The following is a 22088-nucleotide window of genomic DNA, read 5'->3' on the forward strand; positions in this document are numbered from 1 at the left end:
TAGGGGGCGGCTACCATTGAGTAACATGAACGCGTCTCCCGCGCTGGTGCGCACCGGCCTCGGCGACCAGATCCGCCAGGTCTTGATCGACGGCATCACCTCGGGCCGCTGGGCGCCCGGCGAGCGTATCGTCGAGCGACGCATCGCGGCGGAGCTCGGCGTCAGCCAGGCCCCCGTCCGGGAGGCGCTCCGCCACCTCGAGGCGCTTCGCCTGATCGAGACGCTGCCCAACCGGGGAGCGAGAGTGCGCGACTTCACGGACGAGGACCTCGCCGAGGTCTTCCCGGTCCGCGCCGGCCTGGAGGAGACCGCCGCCGACCTCGCCGTCCAGCGGCTGGAGGGCCGGGTCGAGGCGCTCGAGGTCCACATCACACGTCTCGCCGCCGCGACCGACCCGGACGAGGAGATGCGGCACAGCATCGCGTTCCACCGCGAGATCGTGGAGGCGTCCGGCAACCGCCTGCTGCGCTCGGTGTGGCAGTCCCTGGGCATCGAGGTGTGGACGGCCCTGTCCCTGCGGCGCCGGGGTACCGAGCTGTGCGGCAAGGCCGTCGAGCACACCGACATCACCGAGGCGTTCCGCCGCCGCGACCTCGGCGTCGGCCGCATGGTGCACGACCACGTCATGAGCTACGCCCCCTGACCGACTCTAGGATCGGAGGCATGGGGCGCCCTAACGACGACGTCGCGGCTCTGTTCCAGGAGTTCGCCGATCTTCTCTCCATCACCGGGGAGGCGGCCTACAAGATCCGCGCCTACGAGAAGGCCGCCCGCGCCATCGGCGGTCACCCCGACGACGTCACGGCCCTCGACCTCAAGGGCCTCCGGAAGATCCCGAACGTCGGCGAGGCGATCGCCAAGAAGATCCTCGACTACCAGCAGACGGGGACGATCCGGCAGCTCGAGGCGCTGCGCGCGCGCATCCCGGCGGGCGTGCGCGCCCTGACCGCCATCCCGACCCTCGGGCCGAAGAAGGCCATGCTGCTGTACGAGGAGCTCGGCATCTCCTCGGTGGAGCAGCTCGCCGAGGCCATCCCGGCCGGCCGCCTGACCGGGCTCAAGGGGTTCGGCGCCAAGACCGAGGAGAACATCCTCCACGGCATCGAGCTGCTGCGGAGCCAGGGAGAGCGGGCGCTGATCGACGTCGCCACCGAACTCGCCACTGAGATCGTCGCCGCGCTTTCCCCGCTCGCCGGCCGCTGCGCGGTCGCCGGATCGCTGCGGCGCCGCCGGGAGACGATCGGCGACATCGACATCCTCGCCACCGCCGACGACTCGGGCCCGCTCATGGCGGCCTTCACCCCCCTCCCGTTCGTCACCGAGGTGATCGGGAGCGGTGAGACGAAGACCTCCGTCCGTACGCTCAAGGGCCTCCAGGTCGACCTGCGCGTCGTGCCGCCGGAGTCCTGGGGCGCCGCCCTGCAGTACTTCACCGGTTCCAAGGCGCACAATGTCCGCACCCGCGAGATCGCCGTACGCGCCGGGCTCAAGCTGTCGGAGTACGGCCTGTTCTCGGTTGAGACGGGCGAGCTGATCGTCTCCGCCACCGAGGAGGACGTATACGCCCGGCTCGGGCTGCCGTGGATCCCGCCGCCGCTGCGCGAGGACGAGGGGGAGATCGAGGCGGCGCTGCGCGGCGAGCTGCCCCGCCTGGTCGAGCTCACCGACCTGCGGGGCGACCTGCACACCCACACCGACCTGACCGACGGCGTCGCCTCCCTGGAGGACATGGTCGCCGCCGCGGCCGCGCGCGGCAACGAGTACTACGCGATCACCGACCACGCGCCGAACCTCTTCATGCAGCGCATGACGGACGAGAAGATGCTCGCCCAGCGCGAGGCCGTGCGCGCGCTGCAGGAGCGGTATCCGCACATGGCGCTGCTGCACGGCACCGAGCTGAACATCGACCCCGACGGCGAGGTGGACTGGCCGGCCGGGTTCCTCGCGGGCTTCGACGTCTGCGTCGCGTCCGTCCACTCCCATTTCACCCAGGACCGGGCGGCGATGACCCGCAGGCTCGTCCGCGCGGTCGAGAACCCCCACGTCCACATCCTCGGTCACCCGACCGCGCGCAGCATCGGCCGCCGCGCCCCCGTCGACGCCGACTGGGACGCCGTCTTCGCCGCCTGCGCGCGGGCCCGCACGATCCTGGAGATCGACGCGTTCCCCGACCGGCTGGACCTGCCCGCCGACCTCATCCGGCGTGCCCGGCGGCATGGCGTCAAGTTCGCCGTCGACAGCGACGCCCACGCCCCCGGCCACTTCGACAACCTCCCGTACGCCGTCGGCACCGCGCAGCGCGGCTGGCTCGCCCCCGAGGACGTCGTCAACACCTGGCCGCTCGACCGCCTGCGCGCCTACCTCCGAGGCGACTGACCGAGAGCGCACGCGGGGCGCGGCACCGGCGCCCCCCGATCGCGGTGACGAACGGCGGCACCTTCACGCCAGGTGAACGCGGAGTACACGCGGCCGACACCTTCCCTCAAGCCGGGGTGAACCCCGGTCCCCCTACGATCGGCCGGCGATGAGCGCGCCTGGAGCCACCGTTCAGGTGGCGTTGCGGCGACGCTCGGTCAACGCCTTCGGGGAGGCCACGGTTGAGTCTGCTGGGCTGGCCACTGCTCGTCCTGTCGATCGTGCTGGCCCTGGCCGCACCGGTCGGCTGCACGCTGCTGTGGGGACGCGTACGGGGCATGGCGGCCTGGCCGGCCAGGATCGTGCTGATCCTGCTCTGCCAGGTGACGGCCGTCCTCCTGGCGGGCATCGGCCTCAACGATCATTTTCAGTTCTTCGCCTCCTGGGACGACCTGATCGGCCAGAACGGCGCCGACGCGCCCATCCAGCAGCAGAACGGCGGACCCCCGCCCCTGGCCCGTGGCCTGTCCAAGCGGCTCCGCAACGACTTCCGGCCCGACCGCAAGGACCAGGCGTTGTCCGCCGAACTGGTCGGCGCCAGGTCCGGCATCCGGAGCAGGATCTGGGTGTGGCTGCCGCCGCAGTATCACCGGTACCCGCAGCAGCGATTCCCGGTCGTCGAGCTGTTCCCCGGCTTCCCCGGCATCCCGATCACCTGGTTCCACACGATGCAGGGGCCGAAGAGACTCCAGGAGGCGATGAAGAAGGGCGCCGCGCAGCCGTACATCCTCGTCGCGCCCACCATGACCGTCGTCCCCGGACACGACACCGAGTGCACCGACGTGCCGCGCGGCCCGAAGGTCGCCACGTGGCTGACCGACGACGTCCGGCGGATCGTCACCGAGAACTTCCGCGCCCTGCCCGGCCGCGACGCCTGGGGGACGATGGGCTACTCGACGGGCGGATACTGCGCCGCCAGGCTCGCCGCGGAACACCCCCGCCTGTTCCGGGCGGGGGTCAGCCTCTCCGGCTACTTCACCGCCTCCAACCCGGCCCTGGCCAGGCTGCCGGGCGCCGACCTCCCCACCGTGCTCCGGACCAGGCACCCGGCCGTGAACCTGCTGCTGACCGCCAGCAGGCAGGACCCGGGAACCACGGCGGCGGTGACCACCATGGCGCAGGCGGCACGCCCGCCCTCGACCGTCTACACGTACATCGTGCCGCGCGGCGGCCACAACACCGGCGTCTGGACGGCCATGCTCCCCAAGTGCTTCCAGTGGCTCACCACCCAGCTCACCCACGCCGCCTGAAGGCCCGGGGCGACCGGGGACCCGGGGAGGACCACCGGGGAGGCCGGACCTCGGTGAGCGGCCGGGTCAGCCGCCGAGGGAGGCGGCCGGGGCGGCGTCGAGCGTCGCCGCCGGAGGCGCGGCGGCCGGGGACGCCGGCATGACGCCGCGGTCGCGGAGGGCGAACAGGAGGCGTAGGGTCGCGATCCACACCAGGGCCGCGCCGAGCACGTGGGCGACGACGAGCGCGCCGGGGACGTTGGTGAAGTACTGCACGTAACCGATGACGCCCTGCGCGAGCTCGACGACCAGGAGCTCGAGCGCGCGCCGCTGTGCGGGCTTCGGGGCGTTGGTCAGCCGCAGCCCCAGGAGCAGCGCGAAGGTCAGCCCGACCGTCGCCCAGACGATGTCCGCGTGGAACTGGGCGACCTGCTCGATCTGGAAGTCGTAGCGGCGGGCCTTGGGATCGCCGGCGTGCGGGCCGGTGCCGGTCACCACGGTGCCCGCCACGAGGAGCAGGAAGACCACGCCGGTGAGCGCGCGGCCCAGCCAGACCAGCTCTTGGCGGACGACGGGCCGGGCGCGTTCGTCGCCCTCGCCCGCGCGCACCCACAGCACGACGGCCGCGGCCAGGATGGCCGGCGACAGCAGGAAGTGCACGGTCACCGAGACCGGGTGCAGGTCGGTCAGCACGACGATCCCGCCGACGATCGCCTGCGCCACCACGCTCAGCGGCTGGATCGCGGCCAGCCGCACCAGCCCCCGGCGCCGGGGGCGCAGCCGCAGCGCCGCGACGAACACCGCCACGCCGAGCGCCAGCACCAGGAAGGTCAGCAGCCGGTTGCCGAACTCGATCGCCATGTTGACGGCCGAGTGCTGCGGGGTGTGCGTCGGCACGAGGCTCGTGCCGGTGCACTTCGGCCACGTGGGGCAGCCGAGCCCCGAGCCGCTGACGCGCACGGCCGCGCCCGTCGCCATGATCAGGGCGTTGCCCGCGACGCTCGCGAGGGCGAGCCCGCGCAGGGCGGCGGGCGTCGGACGCCACACGAGGTCACGAAGCCGGATCAGCGGGTTGTCGGATCGCACGCCCTTCATCGTACGAGCGCCCGGCCATGCCCCGGATCCGGGTCCCGCCGTCACCTTCGGTCGACGAGCGAGGCGACGCCGAAGCCGAAGGGGAACGGCTCGTCGATCTTCAGCGCCGATCCTCGATCGGCCGAGCCGGTGACGTGATACCTTCCCTCATCGCCGAGCCTGCGGATGACGATGCACGGCTCCGGTTCCAGGTCGACGAGCCAGTACTGCGGAATCCCGGCTCGGGCGTACTCGAAGACCTTGTCCACCCGGTCGTGCTGCTCACTCCCGCTCCGTGGGGAGACGATCTCCACGACCAGCAGCACGTCCGCGGCGTCGTAGGCCCGAGCCCGGCGAGCGCGCGCCGCCCGCGCAGCCTCACCCCCGACGACCACGATGTCCGGCACACGGATCGACGGGCCGGTGTCGATGTCGAGCGGGCCTTTGATGTACACGTCGGCCGCCGCGCCGGCGGCGGCGTCCTCCAGCGCACGCTCCAGCTTCTTGGCCGCGTGATCATTAAAGGTGCTCGGCCAGGGGGCCACGATGATCCATCCGTTCACGAGCTCTCGACGTACGCCCTCGTCGGGCAGCGCGTCCAGGTCATCGATGGTGTACGGGCCGTACGGCCAGTCCGGAACGGCGATCATCTGAGTCCTCGGTAGAGACGTCGTGGCCATGGGCATGGCATGACCCCTCTTCAGGAGGTCAGGTCACCGGCCGAACGCCAGAGGACCACCGCAGGCACCGATAGTACACGAGTGATAGCGCTTCGTGATGATGGCAAGTGGTGGCCGAGGTGGTCAGGCTTCGGGGGCTTCGGGTGGGGTGTCCTGGAAGCGGGTGGCGCCGACGCAGGCGGCGATGACGCAGCCGATCGCCAGCCACTCCCGCCACACCAGCACCTCGCCGAGGAAGACGAGACCGGCCAGGGCGGCCACCGCGGGCTCGACGCTCATGAGGATGCCGAACACCCGGGCGGGCACGCGCCGCAGCGCCTCGAGCTCCAGGCTGTAGGGAATGACCGACGACAGCAGCCCGACGCCGAGCCCGATCAGCAGGATCTCCGGGTCGAGCAGCCGCGGACCGCCGGTGGCGATCCCGATGGGCATGACGGCGAGGGTGCCGACGACGCTCGCGATGGCCAGGCCGGTCGATCCGGAGAACCGCTTGCCCGTCGCGCCGCTCAGCAGGATGTACGCGGCCCACCCGACGGCCGCGAGCAGCCCGAACACCACGCCGGTCAGGGAGACGTCGCCGCCGCCGCGGGCGAGCATCGCCACCCCGCCCAGCGCCAGGACCGCCCACAGCAGGTCCAGCCGGCGCCGTGACGCGACGATCGAGACGGTGAGCGGCCCGAGGAACTCGATCGTCACCGCGACGCCGAGCGGGATCCGCGCCATCGCCTGGTAGAAGCTGAAGTTCATCCCGGCGAGGGTGAGGCCGAACAGCACGGCGACCGCGAGGTCGCGCCGGGAGTGCGAACGCCGGAGGTCGCGCAGCGCGGAGCGGGCCATCACCGAGAGCACGATGGCCGAGGTGGCCAGGCGCAGCATCACGATGGCGTCCGGTGAGATGCGGTCGAAGAGGTTCTTGGCGAGACCGGCGCCGACCTGCACCGAGACGATACCGAGCAGGATCAGGGCGGGCGGCGGGATCGAGCCGAAGGACAGCCGGAGACCCGTGGATCGGGGCGGGAGCGACCCGGCCCCCTCATATGAGCCGGGGGCGTCGGCGAGCGCCATGCGTCACTCCCAGGAGAAGAATCGCGCGGCGAGAGCGAGGCCGAGGACCGCCCACACGGCGAGGATCACCAGGTCGCGAGCGGGGAACCCGGCACCGTGCTGCAGTACCTGGCGCAGCCCGTCGGCGAGCGCGGAGATCGGTAGCAGTTCGAGCACCGACCGTACGCCCCCGGAGAACTTTGTCAACGGGAATATGACGCCGCCGAGGGCCAGCAGGAGGATGTAGACGAGGTTCGCGGCCGCCAGGGTCGCCTCGGCGCGGAGGGTGCCCGCCATCAGCAGGCCGAACCCGCTGAACGCCGCGGTGCCCAGGAGCAGCAGCAGGATCACGGTGCCCGGGTTCCCGTGCGGGCTCCAGCCGAGCGCGGCGGCCACCACGCAGATGACCAGCGCCTGCAGGACCTCGACGGCCAGCACGGTCAGCGTCTTGGCGATGATCAGCCCGGATCGGGGGAGCGGCGTGGCGCCGAGCCGCTTGAGCACGCCGTACCGTCGTTCGAAGCCGGTGCCGATCGCCTGGCCGGTGAACGCGGTGGACATCACCGCCAGGGCCAGCACGCCCGGCGTCAGGAAGTCGACGCGCCGGCCCGCGCCCAGGTCGAGCAGCGGCGCGCTGCTGAACAACAGCAGCAGGGCGACGGGGATGATCAGGATCAGGAGCAGTTGCTCGCCGTTGCGCAGCAGCGTGCGCAGTTCGTACGCCGTCTGCGCCCGGATCATGCGGGACCGCGGCGCCGCACCGGGGGAGGGGCTGAACGTCAGGTCCGTCACGAGCGGAGCTCCCGTCCGGTCAGTTCGAGGAACACGTCTTCGAGGGTCCGGCGCTCGATCCGCAGGTCCTCGGTCATGACGCCGTTGGAGGCGCACCAGGCGGTCACGGTGGCGAGCAGCTCGGGGACGAGGTCGCCCTCGATGACGTAGTGGCCGGCGGGGGACTCCTTGGCGATCGTCGCGGGCGGCAGCGCGGACAGCAGTTCGTCCAGGCCGAGCCCGGGACGGGCACGGAAGCGCAGCTGCCGCTCGGCGCCGGTCAGCGAGGACGGCGGGCCCGAGGCGATGACGCTGCCGTGGTCGACGATGACGACCTCGTCGGCGAGCCGTTCCGCCTCGTCCATGTGGTGCGTGGTCAGGATGACGGCGACGCCTGCGGCCTTCAGGTCCTCGACGAGCTCCCAGGTGGCGTGGCGGGCCTGCGGATCGAGGCCCGCGGTGGGCTCGTCGAGGAACACGAGCTCGGGGCGGCCGACGACCGCGGCGGCGAGCGCCAGCCGCTGCTGCTGACCGCCGGACAGGCGGCGGTAGGAGGTCCGGGCCGAGGCGGTCAGCCCGAGACGCTCGAGCAGCGCGGCGGGGTCGAGGGGGGTGGCGTAGAAGCTCGCGATGAGGCGCAGGAACTCTCCGGCGCGGGCGTGGGTCGGCACGCCCCCGGACTGCAGCATGACGCCGATGCGCGTCCTGAGCTCCGGATCATGGGGGTCACGGCCGAGGACGCGCACGCTGCCGGCGTCGGCGCGGCGGTAGCCCTCGCAGATCTCGACGGTGGTCGTCTTGCCCGCTCCGTTGGGGCCGAGCAGGGCCGTCACCTCGCCGGATCGGGCCTCGAAGGACAGGCCGTCGGCCGCAGCGGTCATGCCATAGCGTTTGACCAGGCCATTGACTGCGACCGCGAGGGGCTCCATGGACCTGAGTCTAGGAGGGCGTGCTCGGAGGCGAGGTGGCCACCCCTGACATTGATCTGAATATTGATTCATTCAAGCGCATGGCGATACAGTCCTGTCATGTCTCTTGGAGGTCACATGCTGCGCGGCCGTAGCTTCCTGAAGGAGCTCGACTTCACCGCCGAGGAGTTCCGTTCGCTCATCGACCTGGCGGGCGAGCTGAAGACGGCACGCCGGGCGGGCGCCGAGCGCCCCCGCCTGACCGGCCGCGCCATCGCGCTGATCTTCGAGAAGACGTCCACGCGCACGCGGAGCGCGTTCGAGGTGGCGGCGTACGACCAGGGCGCGCACGTCACCTACCTCGACCCGGCGGGCTCGCAGATCGGGCACAAGGAGTCGGTGAAGGACACCGCGCGGGTGCTGGGCCGGATGTTCCACGGCATCCAGTACCGCGGCCGGCGCCAGGACGACGTCGAGACCCTCGCCGCGTACGCCGGAGTCCCGGTGTGGAACGGCCTCACCGACGAGTGGCACCCCACGCAGAGCCTCTGCGACGCGTTCACCATGGCCGAGCACGCGGCCCGGCCGCTCGAGGAGATCGCGTTCGCCTACCTCGGCGACGCGCGCAACAACATGGGCAACTCCCTCCTCGTCATGGGCGCGCTGCTGGGCATGGACGTCCGCCTCGTCGCCCCTGAGGGCCTGCTGCCGTCCGCGGAGGTCCAGGCCGCCGCCCGCGACCTGGCCGAGCGCAGCGGGGCGCGGATCACGCTGACGGACGACGTCGCGGCGGGCGTGCGCGGCGCCGACTTCGTCCACACGGACGTGTGGGTGTCGATGGGCGAGCCCAAGGAGGTCTGGGCCGAGCGGATCGAGCTCCTCGCGCCGTACCAGGTCAACGCCAAGGTCCTCGAGGCGACGGGGAACCCGTCGGTGCGGTTCATGCACTGCCTGCCGGCCTTCCACGACCGGGCGACGACGGTCGGTGAGGAGATCCACGCGCAGTTCGGCCTGGACGGGCTGGAGGTCACCGACGAGGTCTTCGAGTCGGAGGCCTCGATCGTCTTCGACCAGGCCGAGAACCGCCTGCACACCATCAAGGCCGTCCTCGTGGCCACCCTCGCCGGCGAGGACTGACCGGGGGGACGCTTTCCGGACCTCCGTGACGGTCCGGGGACGCTTTGGCGCTCGTCGAAACGATCGCGGGCGAGCATCGGGGCATGGTCACGCTGAGATCCGACTCCGACATCCGGCCGCGTACCGGAGCGCTGCCGCTGGTCGCCATCTGCCTCGGCTACTTCCTGGTGATCATCGACGCCACCGCCGTGAACCTGTCGCTGCCCGCGCTGGGCCGTGACCTCGGTGGCGGGATGGGCGTCCTCCAGTGGGTGGTCGACGGCTACACGCTCACGTTCGCGACCCTGCTGCTGTCCGCCGGCGCGCTCGGCGACCGGGTGGGGCCGCACCGGGTGTTCTGCGCCGGCCTGTCGCTCTTCACCGTCGCCTCGGCGGCGTGCGGGCTGGCACCGGACGCGGGCGCGCTGGTCGCGGCCCGGCTGGTCCAGGGCGCCGCGGCCGCCGTGCTTGTCCCGTCCTCGCTGGCGCTGCTGCAGGCGGCGCACCCCGATGCCCGCGCGCGGGCCCGCGCCGTCGGGGTGTGGGGCGGGGTGGCCGGAGTCGCGGCCGCCTCGGGCCCGGTGCTCGGCGGGGTGCTGACCGACGCGGCGAGCTGGCGCCTGGTCTTCTTCATCAACGTGCCGATCGGCCTGGCCGGTCTGCTGTTCACCGTCCGGCACGTCGTACGGCCCGAGGGGCACGGGCGGCGCGGGCTCGACCTCGGGGCGCAGCTCGCGGTGGTCGGCGCGCTCGGCCTGCTGACGTTCGCGCTGATCGAGGCGCGGACCCGCGGCTGGGTCTCGCCCGTCGTGCTCGGCGGCCTCGCGGTCGCGGCCCTGTCCGCCGCCGCGTTCGTGGCGGCGGAGCGGCGGGCGGCGAACCCGATGCTGCCCCTCGGTCTCTTCCGCGGCGCGGCGTTCTCCGGCGGTAACGCGGTCGGGTTGCTGATCAACCTCGGCTTCTACGGGCAGTTGTTCGTGCTCAGCCTGTTCTTCCAGGACGTACGCCGGATGAGCCCCACCCTCGCCGGGCTGGCGCTGGTGCCCGAGGGGATCCTGGTCTCGCTGGCGTCGTACCTGTCCGGGCGGATGACGGGCCGGTCCGGCACCCGGACGACCATGCTGATCGGCCTGGTCACGGGGGCGGCCGGGCTCTTCGCGCTGACGGCCGTCGGCCCGGGTACCCCGTATCCGCTGCTCATGGTCCCGCTGATGGCGGCGGGCTTCGGGATGGCCTTCACGATGCCCGCCGCGACGACCACCGTCATCGAGGCCGCCCCGCCGGAACGGGCGGGCGTGGCCTCCGGCGCGGTCAACACGGCCCGGCAGATGGGGAGCACGATCGGCGTGGCGCTGCTCGGCACGCTGGGGGCCGGCGGTCACCTGGCCGCGCCGATGGCGGGCGCGGGCGCGGCGTTCCTGACCGGCGCCCTCGTGGTGGCGGCCATGGTGCGAGGCGGGGGTGCGGGGCCGGCGTAGGGCGCCGTCCACGGGCATCGTCCACGGGCGTCGTCCACGGGCGTCGTCCACGCAGGTGAGGCAAGGCTCACCTAAGTGAGCCAGATTACCGAGGACGGTTTGTGTCGGGGGAAGGAATTAGGCCACACTGATGTTGTGAAAAACGTGACCGAGACGACGAGCGACGACCTGGCGGCCGCCGGCGTGCCCGCGCTCGGTCCAAATCACGCCGAGCGCACGACCCGCGCTCGAGTGGCACGGCTGATTCTTGAACATGGTCCCATCAGCGCCTCGGCGCTCGGACAGCGGCTCGGGCTCACGCCCGCGGCCGTGCGCCGCCACCTCGAGACCCTCCTCGCCGAGGAGATGATCGAGGAGCGGCGGAGCCGTCCGCAGTCGAGGCGCGGGCGCGGCCGCCCGGCGAAGCTGTTCGCCATCACCGACGCCGGGCGCAGCGCCTTCGTGCACGCCTACGACGATCTGGCGGCCAACGCCCTGCGGTTCCTGGCCGACAAGCTCGGCGAGGAGGCCGTCGTGGAGTTCGCCCTGCGGCAGGTGGGCGACCTGGAGGCGCGCTACGGCGCGTCCATCCGGGTCGTGCCGCCGCAGCAGCGGGTCCGCGCCCTGGCGGAGGCGCTGTCCGCGGACGGCTACGCCGCCTCGGCCAGCACGGCGCCGGCGGGCGGGCAGCAGCTCTGCCAGCACCACTGCCCGGTCGCGCACGTCGCGGCACGGTTCCCGCAGTTGTGCGAGGCGGAGACGGCGGCGTTCGGGCGGCTGCTCGGCGTCCCCGTGCAACGGCTGGCCACGATCGCGCACGGCGATGGAATATGTACGACCCACGTGACGTCACGTGAACTGACCGAAAAACCCGATAAGACCGTCAAGTTCGACAAGCAGGAGTCCGGAGGCACCTCCGTATGACCACGGCAGCCCACCCCGAGCTCGAGGGGCTCGGCAAGTACAAGTTCGGCTGGGCCGACCCCGACGTGGCCGGCGCCTCGGCCCGTCGCGGGCTGTCCGAAGAGGTCGTCCGCGACATCTCGGGGAAGAAGAACGAGCCCGATTGGATGCTCGACCTTCGCCTGAAGGGCCTGCGCCTGTTCGGCAAGAAGCCGATGCCGACGTGGGGCGCCGACCTCTCCGACATCGACTTCGACAACATCAAGTACTTCGTCCGGTCGACGGAGAAGCAGGCCGCGTCGTGGGACGAGCTCCCGGCCGACATCAAGAACACCTATGACAAGCTCGGCATCCCCGAGGCGGAGAAGCAGCGCCTCATCGCCGGCGTCGCGGCCCAGTACGAGTCCGAGGTCGTGTACCACCAGATTCGCGAGGACCTGGAGAAGCAGGGCGTCATCTTCCTCGACACCGACACCGGCCTCAAGGAGTACCCGGAGATCTTCCAGGAGTACTTCGGCTCGGTGATCCCGGTCGGCGACAACAAGTTCGCCGCGCTGAACTCCGCCGTGTGGTCGGGCGGGTCCTTCATCTACGTGCCGCCGGGCGTGCACGTCGAGATCCCGCTGCAGGCCTACTTCCGGATCAACACCGAGAACATGGGCCAGTTCGAGCGGACGCTGATCATCGTCGACGAGGGCGCGTACGTCCACTACGTCGAGGGCTGCACCGCGCCGATCTACAAGTCCGACTCGCTCCACTCCGCGGTCGTCGAGATCGTCGTGAAGAAGAACGCGCGCTGCCGCTACACGACCATCCAGAACTGGTCGAACAACGTCTACAACCTCGTCACCAAGCGCGCCGTCTGCTATGAGGGCGGCACGATGGAGTGGATCGACGGCAACATCGGCTCCAAGGTGACGATGAAGTACCCGGCGGTCTACCTCATGGGCGAGCACGCCAAGGGTGAGACGCTGTCCATCGCCTTCGCCGGTGAGGGCCAGCACCAGGACGCCGGCGCCAAGATGGTGCACGCCGCGCCGAACACCTCCTCGACCATCATCTCCAAGTCCGTGGCGCGCGGCGGCGGCCGTACGAGCTACCGCGGCCTGGTCCAGGTGCAGGAGGGCGCCGAGCACTCCAAGTCGACCGTCAAGTGCGACGCGCTGCTGGTCGACCAGATCAGCCGCTCCGACACCTACCCCTACGTCGACGTCCGCGAGGACGACGTCGAGATGGGCCACGAGGCCACCGTCTCGAAGGTCTCGGAGAACCAGCTGTTCTACCTCATGAGCCGTGGCCTCACCGAGGACGAGGCGATGGCGATGATCGTGCGCGGGTTCGTCGAGCCGATCGCGCGCGAGCTGCCGATGGAGTACGCGCTCGAGCTCAACCGCCTGATCGAGCTGCAGATGGAAGGAGCGGTGGGCTGATGGGCATCGAGACCAAGCAGCTGACCACGCTCCACGAGCACGCCTCGTACGACGTCGCCGACTTCCCGGTGCCGACCGGCCGCGAGGAGGAGTGGCGGTTCACCCCGCTGCGCCGCCTGCGCGACCTGCACAAGGGCGCGGCGGCCGACGGCAAGGTGATCGTGGACGTGGCCGCGGCGCCCGAGGTCACCGTGGAGACGGTGGGCCGCGACGACGAGCGGATCGGCAAGGCGTACGTCCCCGCCGACCGCGTCAGCGCGCAGGCGTACGCCTCGTACGCCCACGCGACCGTCGTGACCGTGCGCAAGGAGGTCGTGGCCACCGAGCCGACCGTCCTCACACTGCGCGGCGAGGGTGGCGTCGCGTACGGCCACACCACCATCATCCTCGAGCCGTTCGCACAGGCCACGGTCGTGCTGGACCACATCGGCTCGGCCGCCTACGCCGACAACGTCGAGTTCGTCGTCGGCGACGGCGCCGCGCTCACGGTGTTCAGCCTGCAGAACTGGGCCTCCGACGCCGTTCACCTGTCGCACCAGCACGCGAAGCTGGGCCGGGACGCGCGGTTCAAGAGCTTCACCGTCAGCCTGGGCGGCGACGTGGTGCGCGTCGCCCCCTCCGTCGCGTACGACGCGCCGGGCGGCGACGCGGAGCTGTACGGCGTCTACTTCGCCGACGGCGGCCAGCACCTGGAGCACCGCCTGCTCGTCGACCACACCCAGCCGAACTGCCGCAGCCGCGTCGACTACCGCGGCGCGCTGCAGGACGAGGACGCGCACGCCGTCTGGATCGGCGACGTGATCATCCGGGCCGAGGCCGAGGGCACCGACACGTACGAGCTGAACCGCAACCTCGTGCTCACCGACGGCACGCGGGTCGACTCGGTGCCGAACCTCGAGATCCTCACCGGCGAGGTCGCCGGTGCGGGGCACGCCTCGGCGTCCGGCCGCCTCGACGACCAGCACCTGTTCTACCTCCAGGCACGGGGCATCCCGTACGACACCGCCCGGCGGATGGTCGTGCGCGGCTTCCTGGGACAGCTCATCGACAGGATCGACCTGCCGGAGCTGAAGGAGCGGGTCATGGCCGCCATCGACGAGGAGATCGACCGATGAGCTTCACCCGCGCCTGCGGCCTGTCCGAGCTGCCCGCCGAGGGCGCCCTCGCCGTCGAGATCGACGGCACCCCGGTGGCGGTCGTCCGCGTCGACGGCGAGGTCTACGCGCTGCGCGACGTCTGCTCGCACGCCGAGGTGGCCCTCAGCGAGGGCGAGGTCTACAACAACACCATCGAGTGCTGGCTGCACGGCTCGTGCTTCGACGTGCGCACCGGTAAGCCCACCAACCCGCCGGCCACGCAGCCGGTCCCCACGTACCCAGTGAAGATCGAGGGCGACGACGTGTACGTGTCGCTCAAGGAGTCCTGAAACCACCATGGCCACGCTTGAGATCCGCGACCTGCACGTCTCCGTCGAGGACAAGGAGATCCTCCGGGGCGTCGACCTGACCGTGAAGGCGGGCGAGACCCACGCCATCATGGGGCCGAACGGCTCCGGCAAGTCCACCCTCGCCTACGCCATCGCCGGTCACCCGAAGTACACCGTCACGAGCGGCGAGGTCCTCCTGGACGGCGAGAGCGTCCTGGACATGGCCGTCGACGAGCGGGCCCGCGCCGGCCTGTTCCTCGCCATGCAGTACCCCGTCGAGGTGCCGGGCGTGTCGGTGTCGAACTTCCTGCGCACGGCGGTCACCGCGGTGCGCGGCGAGGCGCCGAAGCTGCGGGAGTTCTCCAAGGAGATGCGCTCGGCCATGGCCGAGCTGCAGATCGACCCGGCGTTCGCCCAGCGCAACCTGAACGAGGGCTTCTCCGGCGGTGAGAAGAAGCGCCACGAGATCCTCCAGCTCGAGATGCTCAAGCCGAAGGTCGCGGTGCTCGACGAGACCGACTCCGGCCTCGACATCGACGCGCTGAAGATCGTCTCCGAGGGCGTGAACCGGTTCCGCTCCGGCGGCGAGACCGGCGTGCTGCTGATCACGCACTACACCCGCATCCTCCGCTACGTGAAGCCGGACTTCGTGCACGTCTTCGCGGCCGGCCGCGTCGTCGAGGAGGGCGGCCCGGAGCTGGCCGAGCTGCTGGAGAACGAAGGCTACGAGCGGTTCACGAAGGCAGGCGCTTCCGCGTGAGCATCGACGTCGAGCGGATCCGGGCGGACTTCCCGATCCTGACCAGGACCGTCCGTGACGGGCGGCCCCTGGTCTACCTCGACAGCGCGAACACCTCGCAGAAGCCCCGCCAGGTGATCGACGCGATCGAGGACTACTACGCCCGGCACAACGCCAACATCCACCGGGCGACGCACCAGCTCGGCGAAGAGGCGACCGAGGCGTACGAAGGCGCCCGGATCAAGGTCGCGAACTTCATCGGCGCGGGCAGCGAGTCCGAGGTGGTGTTCACCAAGAACATCTCCGAGGGCATCAACCTCGTCGCCTACGCCATGGGCAACGCGGCGACGGCCGGGCCGGAGGCCGAGCGGTTCCGCGTCGGCCCCGGTGACGAGATCGTCATCACCGAGATGGAGCACCACTCCAACATCGTGCCGTGGCAGCTGCTCGCCCAGCGCACCGGCGCGACGCTCCGCTGGTTCCGGGTGACCGACGACGGCCGCCTCGACCTGAGCGACATCGACGAGCTCATCAACGAGCGTACGAAGATCGTCGCGGTCGCGCACCAGTCGAACGTCCTCGGCACCATCAACCCGATCCGCCTCATCGCGGACCGGGCGCACGCGGTCGGCGCGCTCGTGCTCGCCGACGGCGCGCAGGCCGTGCCGCACATGCGGGTGAACGTCCAGGAGCTCGGCGTCGACTTCTACGGGTTCACGGCGCACAAGCTGTGCGGCCCGACCGGCATCGGGGTGCTGTGGGGCCGCCTCGAGCTGCTCGAGACGCTGCCGCCGTTCCTCGGCGGCGGCGAGATGATCGAGACGGTCGCGATGGAGGGCTCGACGTTCGCGCCGCCGCCGCACAAGTTCGAGGCCGGCACGATGCCGATCGCCGAGGCCGCCGGGCTCGGCGCCGCGATCGACTACCTCACCGCCGTGGGCATCGACGACATCGCGGACCAGCAACACGAACTGCTGGCGTACGCCCTCAAGTCGCTCACCGCGGTCGAGGGCGTGCGGATCCTCGGGCCCACCGAGGCCGAGGACCGCGGCACCGCGATCTCCTTCACCCTGGAGGGACCGGACGGCCGCGAGATCCACCCGCACGACGTCAGCCAGGTGCTGGACGCCCACGGCATCGCCGTACGCGCCGGTCACCACTGCGCGCGCCCGCTGCACCGGCGCTTCGGGGTGACCGCGAGCACCCGCGCGTCGCTGTACTTCTACAACACCCCGGCCGACGTCGACGCGCTCGTCGAGGGCCTGCGGGAGACGCAGAAATTCTTCGGCAGCGCCTGACGTTGCACCCCCCATCGGCCGCTGTGGAGAAGGGAAGCAGATGCAGCTCGAGTCGATGTACCAGGACATCATCCTGGACCACTACCGGAATCCCCATCACAAGGGCCTCCGGGAGCCGTACGACGCCGAGGTGCACCATGTGAACCCGACCTGCGGTGACGAGGTGACCCTGCGCGTCCGCCTCGACGGCGACGAGGTCGCCGACGTGTCCTACGACGCGATGGGGTGTTCGATCAGCCAGGCCAGCGCCTCGGTGATGACCGACCTCGTCATCGGCAGGCCGGTGAAGGACGCGATGGTGACCGGCGACGAGTTCCTCAAGCTGATGCAGTCGCGCGGGCAGGTCGAGCCCGACGAGGACATCCTCGAGGACGCCGTCGCCTTCACCGGGGTGTCGAAGTACCCCGCCCGTATCAAGTGCGCCCTGCTCGCCTGGATGGCGTGGAAGGACGCGACCGCGAAAGCCATGGAAGGCAGCGACTCATGAGCGACACGAAGGTCGCCGAGGACGACGTCCTCGAGGCGATGAGGGACGTCGTCGACCCCGAACTCGGGATCAACGTGGTCGACCTGGGACTGGTCTACGGCGTCAACATCGACGACGGCAACGTCGTCACCCTCGACATGACGCTCACCAGTGCGGCCTGCCCGCTCACCGACGTGATCGAGGACCAGACGGCGAGCGCCCTGGAGGGCCTGGTCGAGAAGGTCACGATCAACTGGGTGTGGCTGCCGCCGTGGGGCCCGGACAAGATCACCGAGGACGGCCGCGAGCAGCTGCGCGCCCTCGGCTTCAACGTCTGAGCCCGTTCGGTCCCCGCCGTCAGTCCAGCCCGGCGTGCCGGCGCCAGCCCGCCGGCTGCTGGGAGTTGGCGATCCACTGGTCGGTGTAGCGCAGCACCGCGGTCAGCGCGTCGAGCGCACCGGCGGGTCCGCCGGTGCGCCACGAGGTCTCCACGATCGTGTGATGACCGGGGTGCGGGATCTCGCAGCGGCAGGCGATGGTCAGGCTGGCTCCGAGCCGGCAGTGGTCCGGGTAGAAGTCGACCGACTCCATCCGGATCGCCACCTCGAGCCAGTCGTCCCCGGCCTCGTACGTGTGACAGTCATAGATGCGGCGGGCGGGCGGATGCCACATCCACTGCCCGGGCCGTGGCCCGCCCGCCCGGCCCACGGCCGACGGCGCCGGATGGCGGGCCTGCCACTGGCCGGTCAGGGTGAGGAAACGGGCGCGGACCTCCGCGCCGTCCCACGCCGGCCCGAAGATCGCGGCGAGCGGGAGCGCCCTGGGCCATATCCACACCGCGACGGCGTGATCGTCGGGCGGATTTCTCACCGTGCGATCATCTCGCGACGGTACGGTTCGGCGCACGCTCAGAGGCGATTGAGACGACCTCGTGACGGTGCCCGGTCAGCTAGAGGAGATGACAGCGTGGAGACCTTCACGAACTGGCGGACCTGGGAGCAGGCCCGCGCCGCCCTGGCGGCGCATCCCGTCGACGTGGCGGCCCTGGACCGCGCGGCCGAGGCCGCGCTGCGCTGGCACGGCGAGCAGCGGCGGCCCACCGGCGCGCCGTACGCCGAGCACCTGTTCGAGGCCCTCGAGGTCCTGGTCCGCGGCGCCGGCGTCACCGACACGGACGTGCTCGTGACGGCCCTGCTGCACGATACGGTCGAGGACACCGGAGCGACGCTCGCCGACGTCGAGGCCGCGTTCGGCCCGGAGGTCGGGGAGCTGGTGGACTGGGTCACCAAGCCGCCGGTGGAGGGCAAGGCCGCCAAGCGCGCCGCGAAGGTCTCCTACCTGCGGCGCCTGCGCGACGCGCCCCGTGAGGCGATCCTCGTGAAGCTCGCCGACCGGGTCAGCAACGTCCAGACGCTGGACCGCATGCCGCCGGACTTCCAGCGCCGCTACCACGCCGAGACGGTCACCTACATCGTGCCGCTGGCCGCGACAGAGCCCTGGTTCGCCGGCTGGTTCGCCGCCTGGCAGGAGCGCTTCGCCCACCTGCGCTGACCGTCGTGCGAGATGATCGTCCGATGGGACGCCAGTGGACGATCGAGGAGAGCGTCGTCATCGACGCGGAGCCGGAGCGCGTGTACGCGGCGGTCGCCGACCCGCGCCGGATGGGGGAGTGGAGCCCGGAGGTCTTCGCGGTCCGGGTGCGCGGCCGCCGGGTGGTCCCCGGCCTGGCCTTCGTCGGGTTCAACCGGGTCGGCGCCCGCGTGTGGTTCACGAACTGCCGGGTCACCGAGGCCGTGCCGGGCAGGGCGTTCGCGTTCCGGGTGACGACCTTCGGCATACCGGTCGCCGTGTGGGGTTACCGGGTCGAACCGGCCGGGGACGGCTCGACCCGGTTGACCGAGCGCTGGGAGGACCTGCGGCGGGCGGGCCGGGGCGCGGCGTTCGCCTCGCTCCTCGGCAGGGTCTTCACCGGCGTCCCCGCCGACGGGCGCGCCGAGGTGAACCGGCAGGGCATGCGCACGACCCTCGCCCGCATCAAGGCCGCTCTGGAGGTCTCATGACCGGTGGACCTGGAACGCCGCGAAGCTCTGCGCGACGGGCATCAGCTCGATGACGTTGATGTTGACGTGGGCCGGCAGTGACGACGCCCATGACACCGCCTCGGCGATGTCGGCGGGGCCGAGCGGCCGCATCCCCGCGTAGACGGCGCCGGCCTTCTCCCGATCCCCGCCGAAGCGTACGGCGGAGAACTCGGTGCCGCCGCACATGCCGGGTTCGACACAGGTGACGCGGACGCCCGTGCCGTGCAGGTCGCTGCGCAGGTTCTGGCTGAACTGGTGGACGAATGCCTTGGTCGCGCCGTAGACATTGCCTCCGGGATAGGGGTAGGTCCCGGCGACCGAGCCCACGTTGATCACGTGACCCCGGCCGCGCGCCACCATGCCGGGCAGGATCGCGCGCGTGCAGTACATGAGGCCCCTGCAGTTGGTGTCGAGCATCTGGTCCCAGTCGTCCAGGTCGGCGTCCTGCGCGGGCTCGAGGCCCTTGGCGAGGCCGGCGTTGTTGACCAGGAGGTCGATGTCCGCGAACCGCGCCGGGAGACCGGCGATCGCGTCCTCGACGGCCGCTCGGTCCCGGACGTCCAGCTCGAGCGGGTGCACCAGGCCGGGATGGTCGGCCGCCACGTCGGCGAGCAGGCCCGCCCTCCGAGCCGACGCGACGACGCGGGTGCCGCCGGCGGCGAGGCGGCGGGTGATCGCGGCACCGAACCCGGTGCTCGCGCCGGTGACGAACGCGGTCGTGACCATCGGGCTCATCGCTCCCCGGGAATCGCGTCGAGGAACGTGCTCAGCGCCTCGTTGAACACGGCGGGCCGTTCGAGGTTGGGCATGTGCGCGGCGCCCTCGACCACCACGAGCGTGGAACCGGGGATGAGCTCGTGCATGAGCCGCGCGTCGGCGATCGGGGTGAACTCGTCCTCGTCGCCGACGACGATGAGCGCGGGCACGCGGACGCGTGCCAGTGACGCGACGTAGTCGGGGCGCTCGGCGCGGCCGAGCTGCGCGGCGGCGGCCCCGTCCGGAGGGGTCCCGCGCATCATCCCGAGGACGTGCTCGGCCACCGCGGGATACCGCCGGAGGTTGGCCGGCGCGACCATCTTGGGCAGGACCTCCTTCGCGTAGCCGTCCATGCCCTCCCGGAGCAGCCGGTCGGCCATCGCCTCCCGCGCCCGCCTGCTCTCCTCGGTCTCCGCCTGGGGAGTCGTGTCGGCGAGCACGAGGCCGCGCAGCCGGTCGGGGAACAGACGGTGGAACTCCATCACGATCTGGCCGCCCATGGACAGCCCGCCGAGCACGATCTCATCCACGCCGAGACGGTCGAGGAGATCGGCGATGTCCTGAGCGAAGACCTGGAGCGGCGTCCTGCCCGGGACGACCGTGCTCCGGCCGTAGCCGCGCAGGTCCGAGGCGATCACTCGCCGCCCGGTCCGGCCGACGTGCTCCACCTGAGGCGCCCACATCGAGCGGTCGAAGGGGTGGCCGTGCACGAGCACCAGGGGCGGCCCGGTGCCGTCGGGACGGTGATCGTCGTACGCGATGGTGACCGGACCATTGGTGAATGTGCCCACGTCGGAGCTCTCCTTCACGTGCGGGGCTTGACGGCTCGATGCTATGAGGAGCAATATCTCGGAGCAATAGAGAGAATTGCTCTCGGAGCAAAGTCGTGAGCGGGGACGTGATGGACGACTACCGGCGGCTCGCCGACGCGGTGGCGGCACAGATCGCCTCCGGGCGGCTCCGGCCCGGCGACCGGCTCCCGCCGCAGCGGCAGTTCGCCCGCCGGCATCGCATCGCCGGTTCCACGGCGGCACGGGTCTACGGGGAGCTGATCCGCCGCGGCCTCGCGGTCGGGGAGGTGGGGCGCGGCACGTTCATCCGTGCCGCGGCGCCGCCGAGCGAGCCCGCCCTCGCCGAGCCGGCCCGGGCACGGGTGGATCTGGAGCTGAACTTCTCCGTGCCGCCCGAGCAGCCGGCGCTCCTCGCGCAGAGCCTGGACGGGATGTTGCGCCCCGACGTGCTGGCGGGCGCGCTGGCCCCCATGGGGGCGGCCGGCACGTCCGCCATGCGCGAGGCGGCGGCCGCGATGCTGTCCCGTCCGGGCTGGTCGCCCGACCCGGGACACCTGCGGCTCGCGGGCAACGGGCGGCAGGCGATCGCCGCCGCGCTCGCGGCCCTGGCTCCGGCCGGTGACCGCGTCGGCGTCGAAGAGCTGACCTACCCGCTGGTCAAGGGCATCGCCGCCCGCCTCGGCATCAGGCTGGTCCCGCTCGCGATGGACGAGTGCGGCGTGCTGCCGGAGGCCATCCGGTCGGCCGGGCCGCTGCGGGCCGTCTACCTCCAGCCGACGCTGCACAACCCGCTCGGCGTCACCATGCCCGAACGCCGGCGCTCCGAGATCGCGGACGCTCTGCGGGACCTCGGGATCTACGCGGTGGAGGACGGCATCTACACGTTCCTCCGCGACGACGGGCCCGCGCCGCTGGCCGCGTTCGCGCCGGACCACGTCATCGTCGTCGACAGCCTGTCCAAGCGGGTGGCCCCGGGCCTGACCGTCGGGTTCGCGGTGACACCGGAGGTGATCGGCGACCGGGTCGCCTCGGCGCTGCGCTCAGGCGGCTGGACCGCGCCGCGGTTCGCCGTCGAGGCCGCGACGCGGTGGCTCACCGACGGCACGGTCACGGCCCTCCAGGAGCTGAAACGCCGCGATGCGGTGGCCCGCCAGCGCCTCGTACGCGAGCATCTCGCCGAGTTCGCCGTCGACGCCGATCCGCGGGCATTCCACTGCTGGTGGCGGCTGCCGGAACCCTGGCGGGCCGACACGTTCGTCGCGGCCGCCGCTCGCCGTGGCATCGCGGTCACCCCCGGCGCGGCCTTCACCGTGGTCACCGCTCAGGCGCCCAACGCCGTACGGCTCGCCCTGTCGGCACCGCCGATCGGCACTCTCGCCGCGGCCCTGGAGACCCTGGCGGCGCTGGCCGGGAGCGCTCCCGACGATGCCGAGATCGAGTAGAGCCTGGGGCCTTCAGGGGCTGAGTGCCTTCAGGGCGGAGCGCCTCCGGACCGAGAGCCTTC

Annotated in this window: 24 protein-coding genes; 16 read left to right on the forward strand and 8 right to left on the reverse strand. The window is 71.5% G+C overall.

Translation table 11 applies throughout. From position 1 onward, the window contains the following. Positions 1–25 precede the first annotated feature (25 nt). The 3 genes from NE235_RS19470 (at position 26) to NE235_RS19480 (ending at position 3665) form a co-directional block, all read left to right on the forward strand. Positions 26–643: a GntR family transcriptional regulator gene (locus NE235_RS19470; RefSeq protein WP_252804931.1), complete on the forward strand. Its 618-nt coding sequence runs from the start codon at positions 26–28 to the stop codon at positions 641–643. Positions 644–663: 20 nt separating this feature from the next. After that, entirely contained in the window at positions 664–2376 is a 1713-nt protein-coding gene (polX, locus tag NE235_RS19475) for a DNA polymerase/3'-5' exonuclease PolX (protein ID WP_252804933.1), read from the forward strand. A gap of 221 nt (positions 2377–2597) precedes the next feature. Then, positions 2598–3665, forward strand: coding sequence for an alpha/beta hydrolase (locus tag NE235_RS19480; protein ID WP_252804941.1), 1068 nt, complete (start codon positions 2598–2600; stop codon positions 3663–3665). A gap of 66 nt (positions 3666–3731) precedes the next feature. Here NE235_RS19480 and NE235_RS19485 read toward each other — a convergent pair whose 3' ends face one another. The 5 genes from NE235_RS19485 to NE235_RS19505 all read right to left on the reverse strand — a co-directional run bounded on the left by NE235_RS19485 (position 3732) and on the right by NE235_RS19505 (position 8142). Next, entirely contained in the window at positions 3732–4739 is a 1008-nt protein-coding gene (locus NE235_RS19485; protein ID WP_252804943.1) for a COX15/CtaA family protein, read from the reverse strand. 41 nt (positions 4740–4780) lie between these two features. Beyond that, a complete protein-coding gene (locus tag NE235_RS19490) occupies positions 4781–5368 on the reverse strand; it encodes a Uma2 family endonuclease (protein ID WP_252804946.1) in 588 nt (195 codons plus the stop codon). A gap of 153 nt (positions 5369–5521) precedes the next feature. Further along, complete coding sequence (locus tag NE235_RS19495) at positions 5522–6463, reverse strand: EamA family transporter (protein WP_252804948.1); 942 nt, start codon at positions 6461–6463, stop codon at positions 5522–5524. 3 nt (positions 6464–6466) lie between these two features. Beyond that, positions 6467–7234 (reverse strand): ABC transporter permease, encoded by a 768-nt coding sequence (locus NE235_RS19500; protein ID WP_406567600.1) that lies wholly within the window; start codon positions 7232–7234, stop codon positions 6467–6469. Next, on the reverse strand, positions 7231–8142 hold the full coding sequence (locus tag NE235_RS19505; protein WP_252804950.1) for an ABC transporter ATP-binding protein: 912 nt from the start codon (positions 8140–8142) through the stop codon (positions 7231–7233). Before NE235_RS19505 ends, NE235_RS19500 begins: the two co-directional genes overlap by 4 nt. Before the next feature lie 99 nt (positions 8143–8241). Between NE235_RS19505 and argF the strand changes: the two genes are divergently transcribed. The 10 genes from argF (at position 8242) to NE235_RS19555 (ending at position 17294) form a co-directional block, all read left to right on the forward strand. After that, complete coding sequence (gene argF, locus NE235_RS19510) at positions 8242–9258, forward strand: ornithine carbamoyltransferase (RefSeq protein WP_319946970.1); 1017 nt, start codon at positions 8242–8244, stop codon at positions 9256–9258. 83 nt (positions 9259–9341) lie between these two features. Continuing rightward, entirely contained in the window at positions 9342–10715 is a 1374-nt protein-coding gene (locus NE235_RS19515) for an MFS transporter (RefSeq protein ID WP_252804951.1), read from the forward strand. A gap of 135 nt (positions 10716–10850) precedes the next feature. Further along, positions 10851–11618: a helix-turn-helix transcriptional regulator gene (locus tag NE235_RS19520; protein WP_406567601.1), complete on the forward strand. Its 768-nt coding sequence runs from the start codon at positions 10851–10853 to the stop codon at positions 11616–11618. Then, positions 11615–13027 carry a Fe-S cluster assembly protein SufB gene (sufB, locus tag NE235_RS19525; protein ID WP_252804953.1) on the forward strand — a complete coding sequence of 471 codons (1413 nt, stop codon included), beginning with the start codon at positions 11615–11617 and terminating at the stop codon, positions 13025–13027. The genes NE235_RS19520 and sufB overlap by 4 nt, the downstream gene beginning before the upstream one ends. Then, positions 13027–14142: a Fe-S cluster assembly protein SufD gene (gene sufD / locus NE235_RS19530; protein WP_252804955.1), complete on the forward strand. Its 1116-nt coding sequence runs from the start codon at positions 13027–13029 to the stop codon at positions 14140–14142. Before sufB ends, sufD begins: the two co-directional genes overlap by 1 nt. After that, the gene (locus NE235_RS19535) at positions 14139–14453 is read left to right on the forward strand and encodes a non-heme iron oxygenase ferredoxin subunit (RefSeq protein WP_252804957.1); all 315 of its coding nucleotides are present in this window, start codon (positions 14139–14141) and stop codon (positions 14451–14453) included. The genes sufD and NE235_RS19535 overlap by 4 nt, the downstream gene beginning before the upstream one ends. A gap of 7 nt (positions 14454–14460) precedes the next feature. Continuing rightward, positions 14461–15213: a Fe-S cluster assembly ATPase SufC gene (sufC, locus tag NE235_RS19540; protein WP_252804959.1), complete on the forward strand. Its 753-nt coding sequence runs from the start codon at positions 14461–14463 to the stop codon at positions 15211–15213. After that, entirely contained in the window at positions 15210–16490 is a 1281-nt protein-coding gene (locus NE235_RS19545; RefSeq protein WP_308206113.1) for a cysteine desulfurase, read from the forward strand. The genes sufC and NE235_RS19545 overlap by 4 nt, the downstream gene beginning before the upstream one ends. 40 nt (positions 16491–16530) lie before the next feature. Continuing rightward, positions 16531–16977 (forward strand): Fe-S cluster assembly sulfur transfer protein SufU, encoded by a 447-nt coding sequence (sufU, locus tag NE235_RS19550; RefSeq protein ID WP_252804961.1) that lies wholly within the window; start codon positions 16531–16533, stop codon positions 16975–16977. Then, a complete protein-coding gene (locus NE235_RS19555; protein WP_252804963.1) occupies positions 16974–17294 on the forward strand; it encodes a metal-sulfur cluster assembly factor in 321 nt (106 codons plus the stop codon). Before sufU ends, NE235_RS19555 begins: the two co-directional genes overlap by 4 nt. 19 nt (positions 17295–17313) lie before the next feature. Here NE235_RS19555 and NE235_RS19560 read toward each other — a convergent pair whose 3' ends face one another. Then, the gene (locus tag NE235_RS19560) at positions 17314–17826 is read right to left on the reverse strand and encodes a hypothetical protein (RefSeq protein ID WP_252804965.1); all 513 of its coding nucleotides are present in this window, start codon (positions 17824–17826) and stop codon (positions 17314–17316) included. A gap of 96 nt (positions 17827–17922) precedes the next feature. Here NE235_RS19560 and NE235_RS19565 point away from each other — a divergent pair, with 96 nt between their 5' ends. Beyond that, positions 17923–18507 (forward strand): HD domain-containing protein, encoded by a 585-nt coding sequence (locus tag NE235_RS19565; RefSeq protein WP_252804967.1) that lies wholly within the window; start codon positions 17923–17925, stop codon positions 18505–18507. 23 nt (positions 18508–18530) lie between these two features. Further along, on the forward strand, positions 18531–19016 hold the full coding sequence (locus NE235_RS19570) for an SRPBCC family protein (protein WP_252804969.1): 486 nt from the start codon (positions 18531–18533) through the stop codon (positions 19014–19016). Here the strand turns inward: NE235_RS19570 and NE235_RS19575 are convergent. Next, the gene (locus NE235_RS19575; protein WP_252804971.1) at positions 19011–19772 is read right to left on the reverse strand and encodes an SDR family NAD(P)-dependent oxidoreductase; all 762 of its coding nucleotides are present in this window, start codon (positions 19770–19772) and stop codon (positions 19011–19013) included. The genes NE235_RS19570 and NE235_RS19575 overlap by 6 nt on opposite strands. After that, the gene (locus tag NE235_RS19580; RefSeq protein WP_252804973.1) at positions 19769–20584 is read right to left on the reverse strand and encodes an alpha/beta fold hydrolase; all 816 of its coding nucleotides are present in this window, start codon (positions 20582–20584) and stop codon (positions 19769–19771) included. The genes NE235_RS19575 and NE235_RS19580 overlap by 4 nt, the downstream gene beginning before the upstream one ends. 95 nt (positions 20585–20679) lie before the next feature. On the opposite strand from NE235_RS19580, the gene NE235_RS19585 reads away from it, so the two are divergent. Further along, positions 20680–22026, forward strand: coding sequence for an aminotransferase-like domain-containing protein (locus NE235_RS19585; protein WP_252804975.1), 1347 nt, complete (start codon positions 20680–20682; stop codon positions 22024–22026). Positions 22027–22088: the final 62 nt, after the last annotated feature.

This window comes from Actinoallomurus spadix (assembly GCF_024055725.1).
Taxonomy (GTDB): domain Bacteria; phylum Actinomycetota; class Actinomycetes; order Streptosporangiales; family Streptosporangiaceae; genus Actinoallomurus; species Actinoallomurus spadix.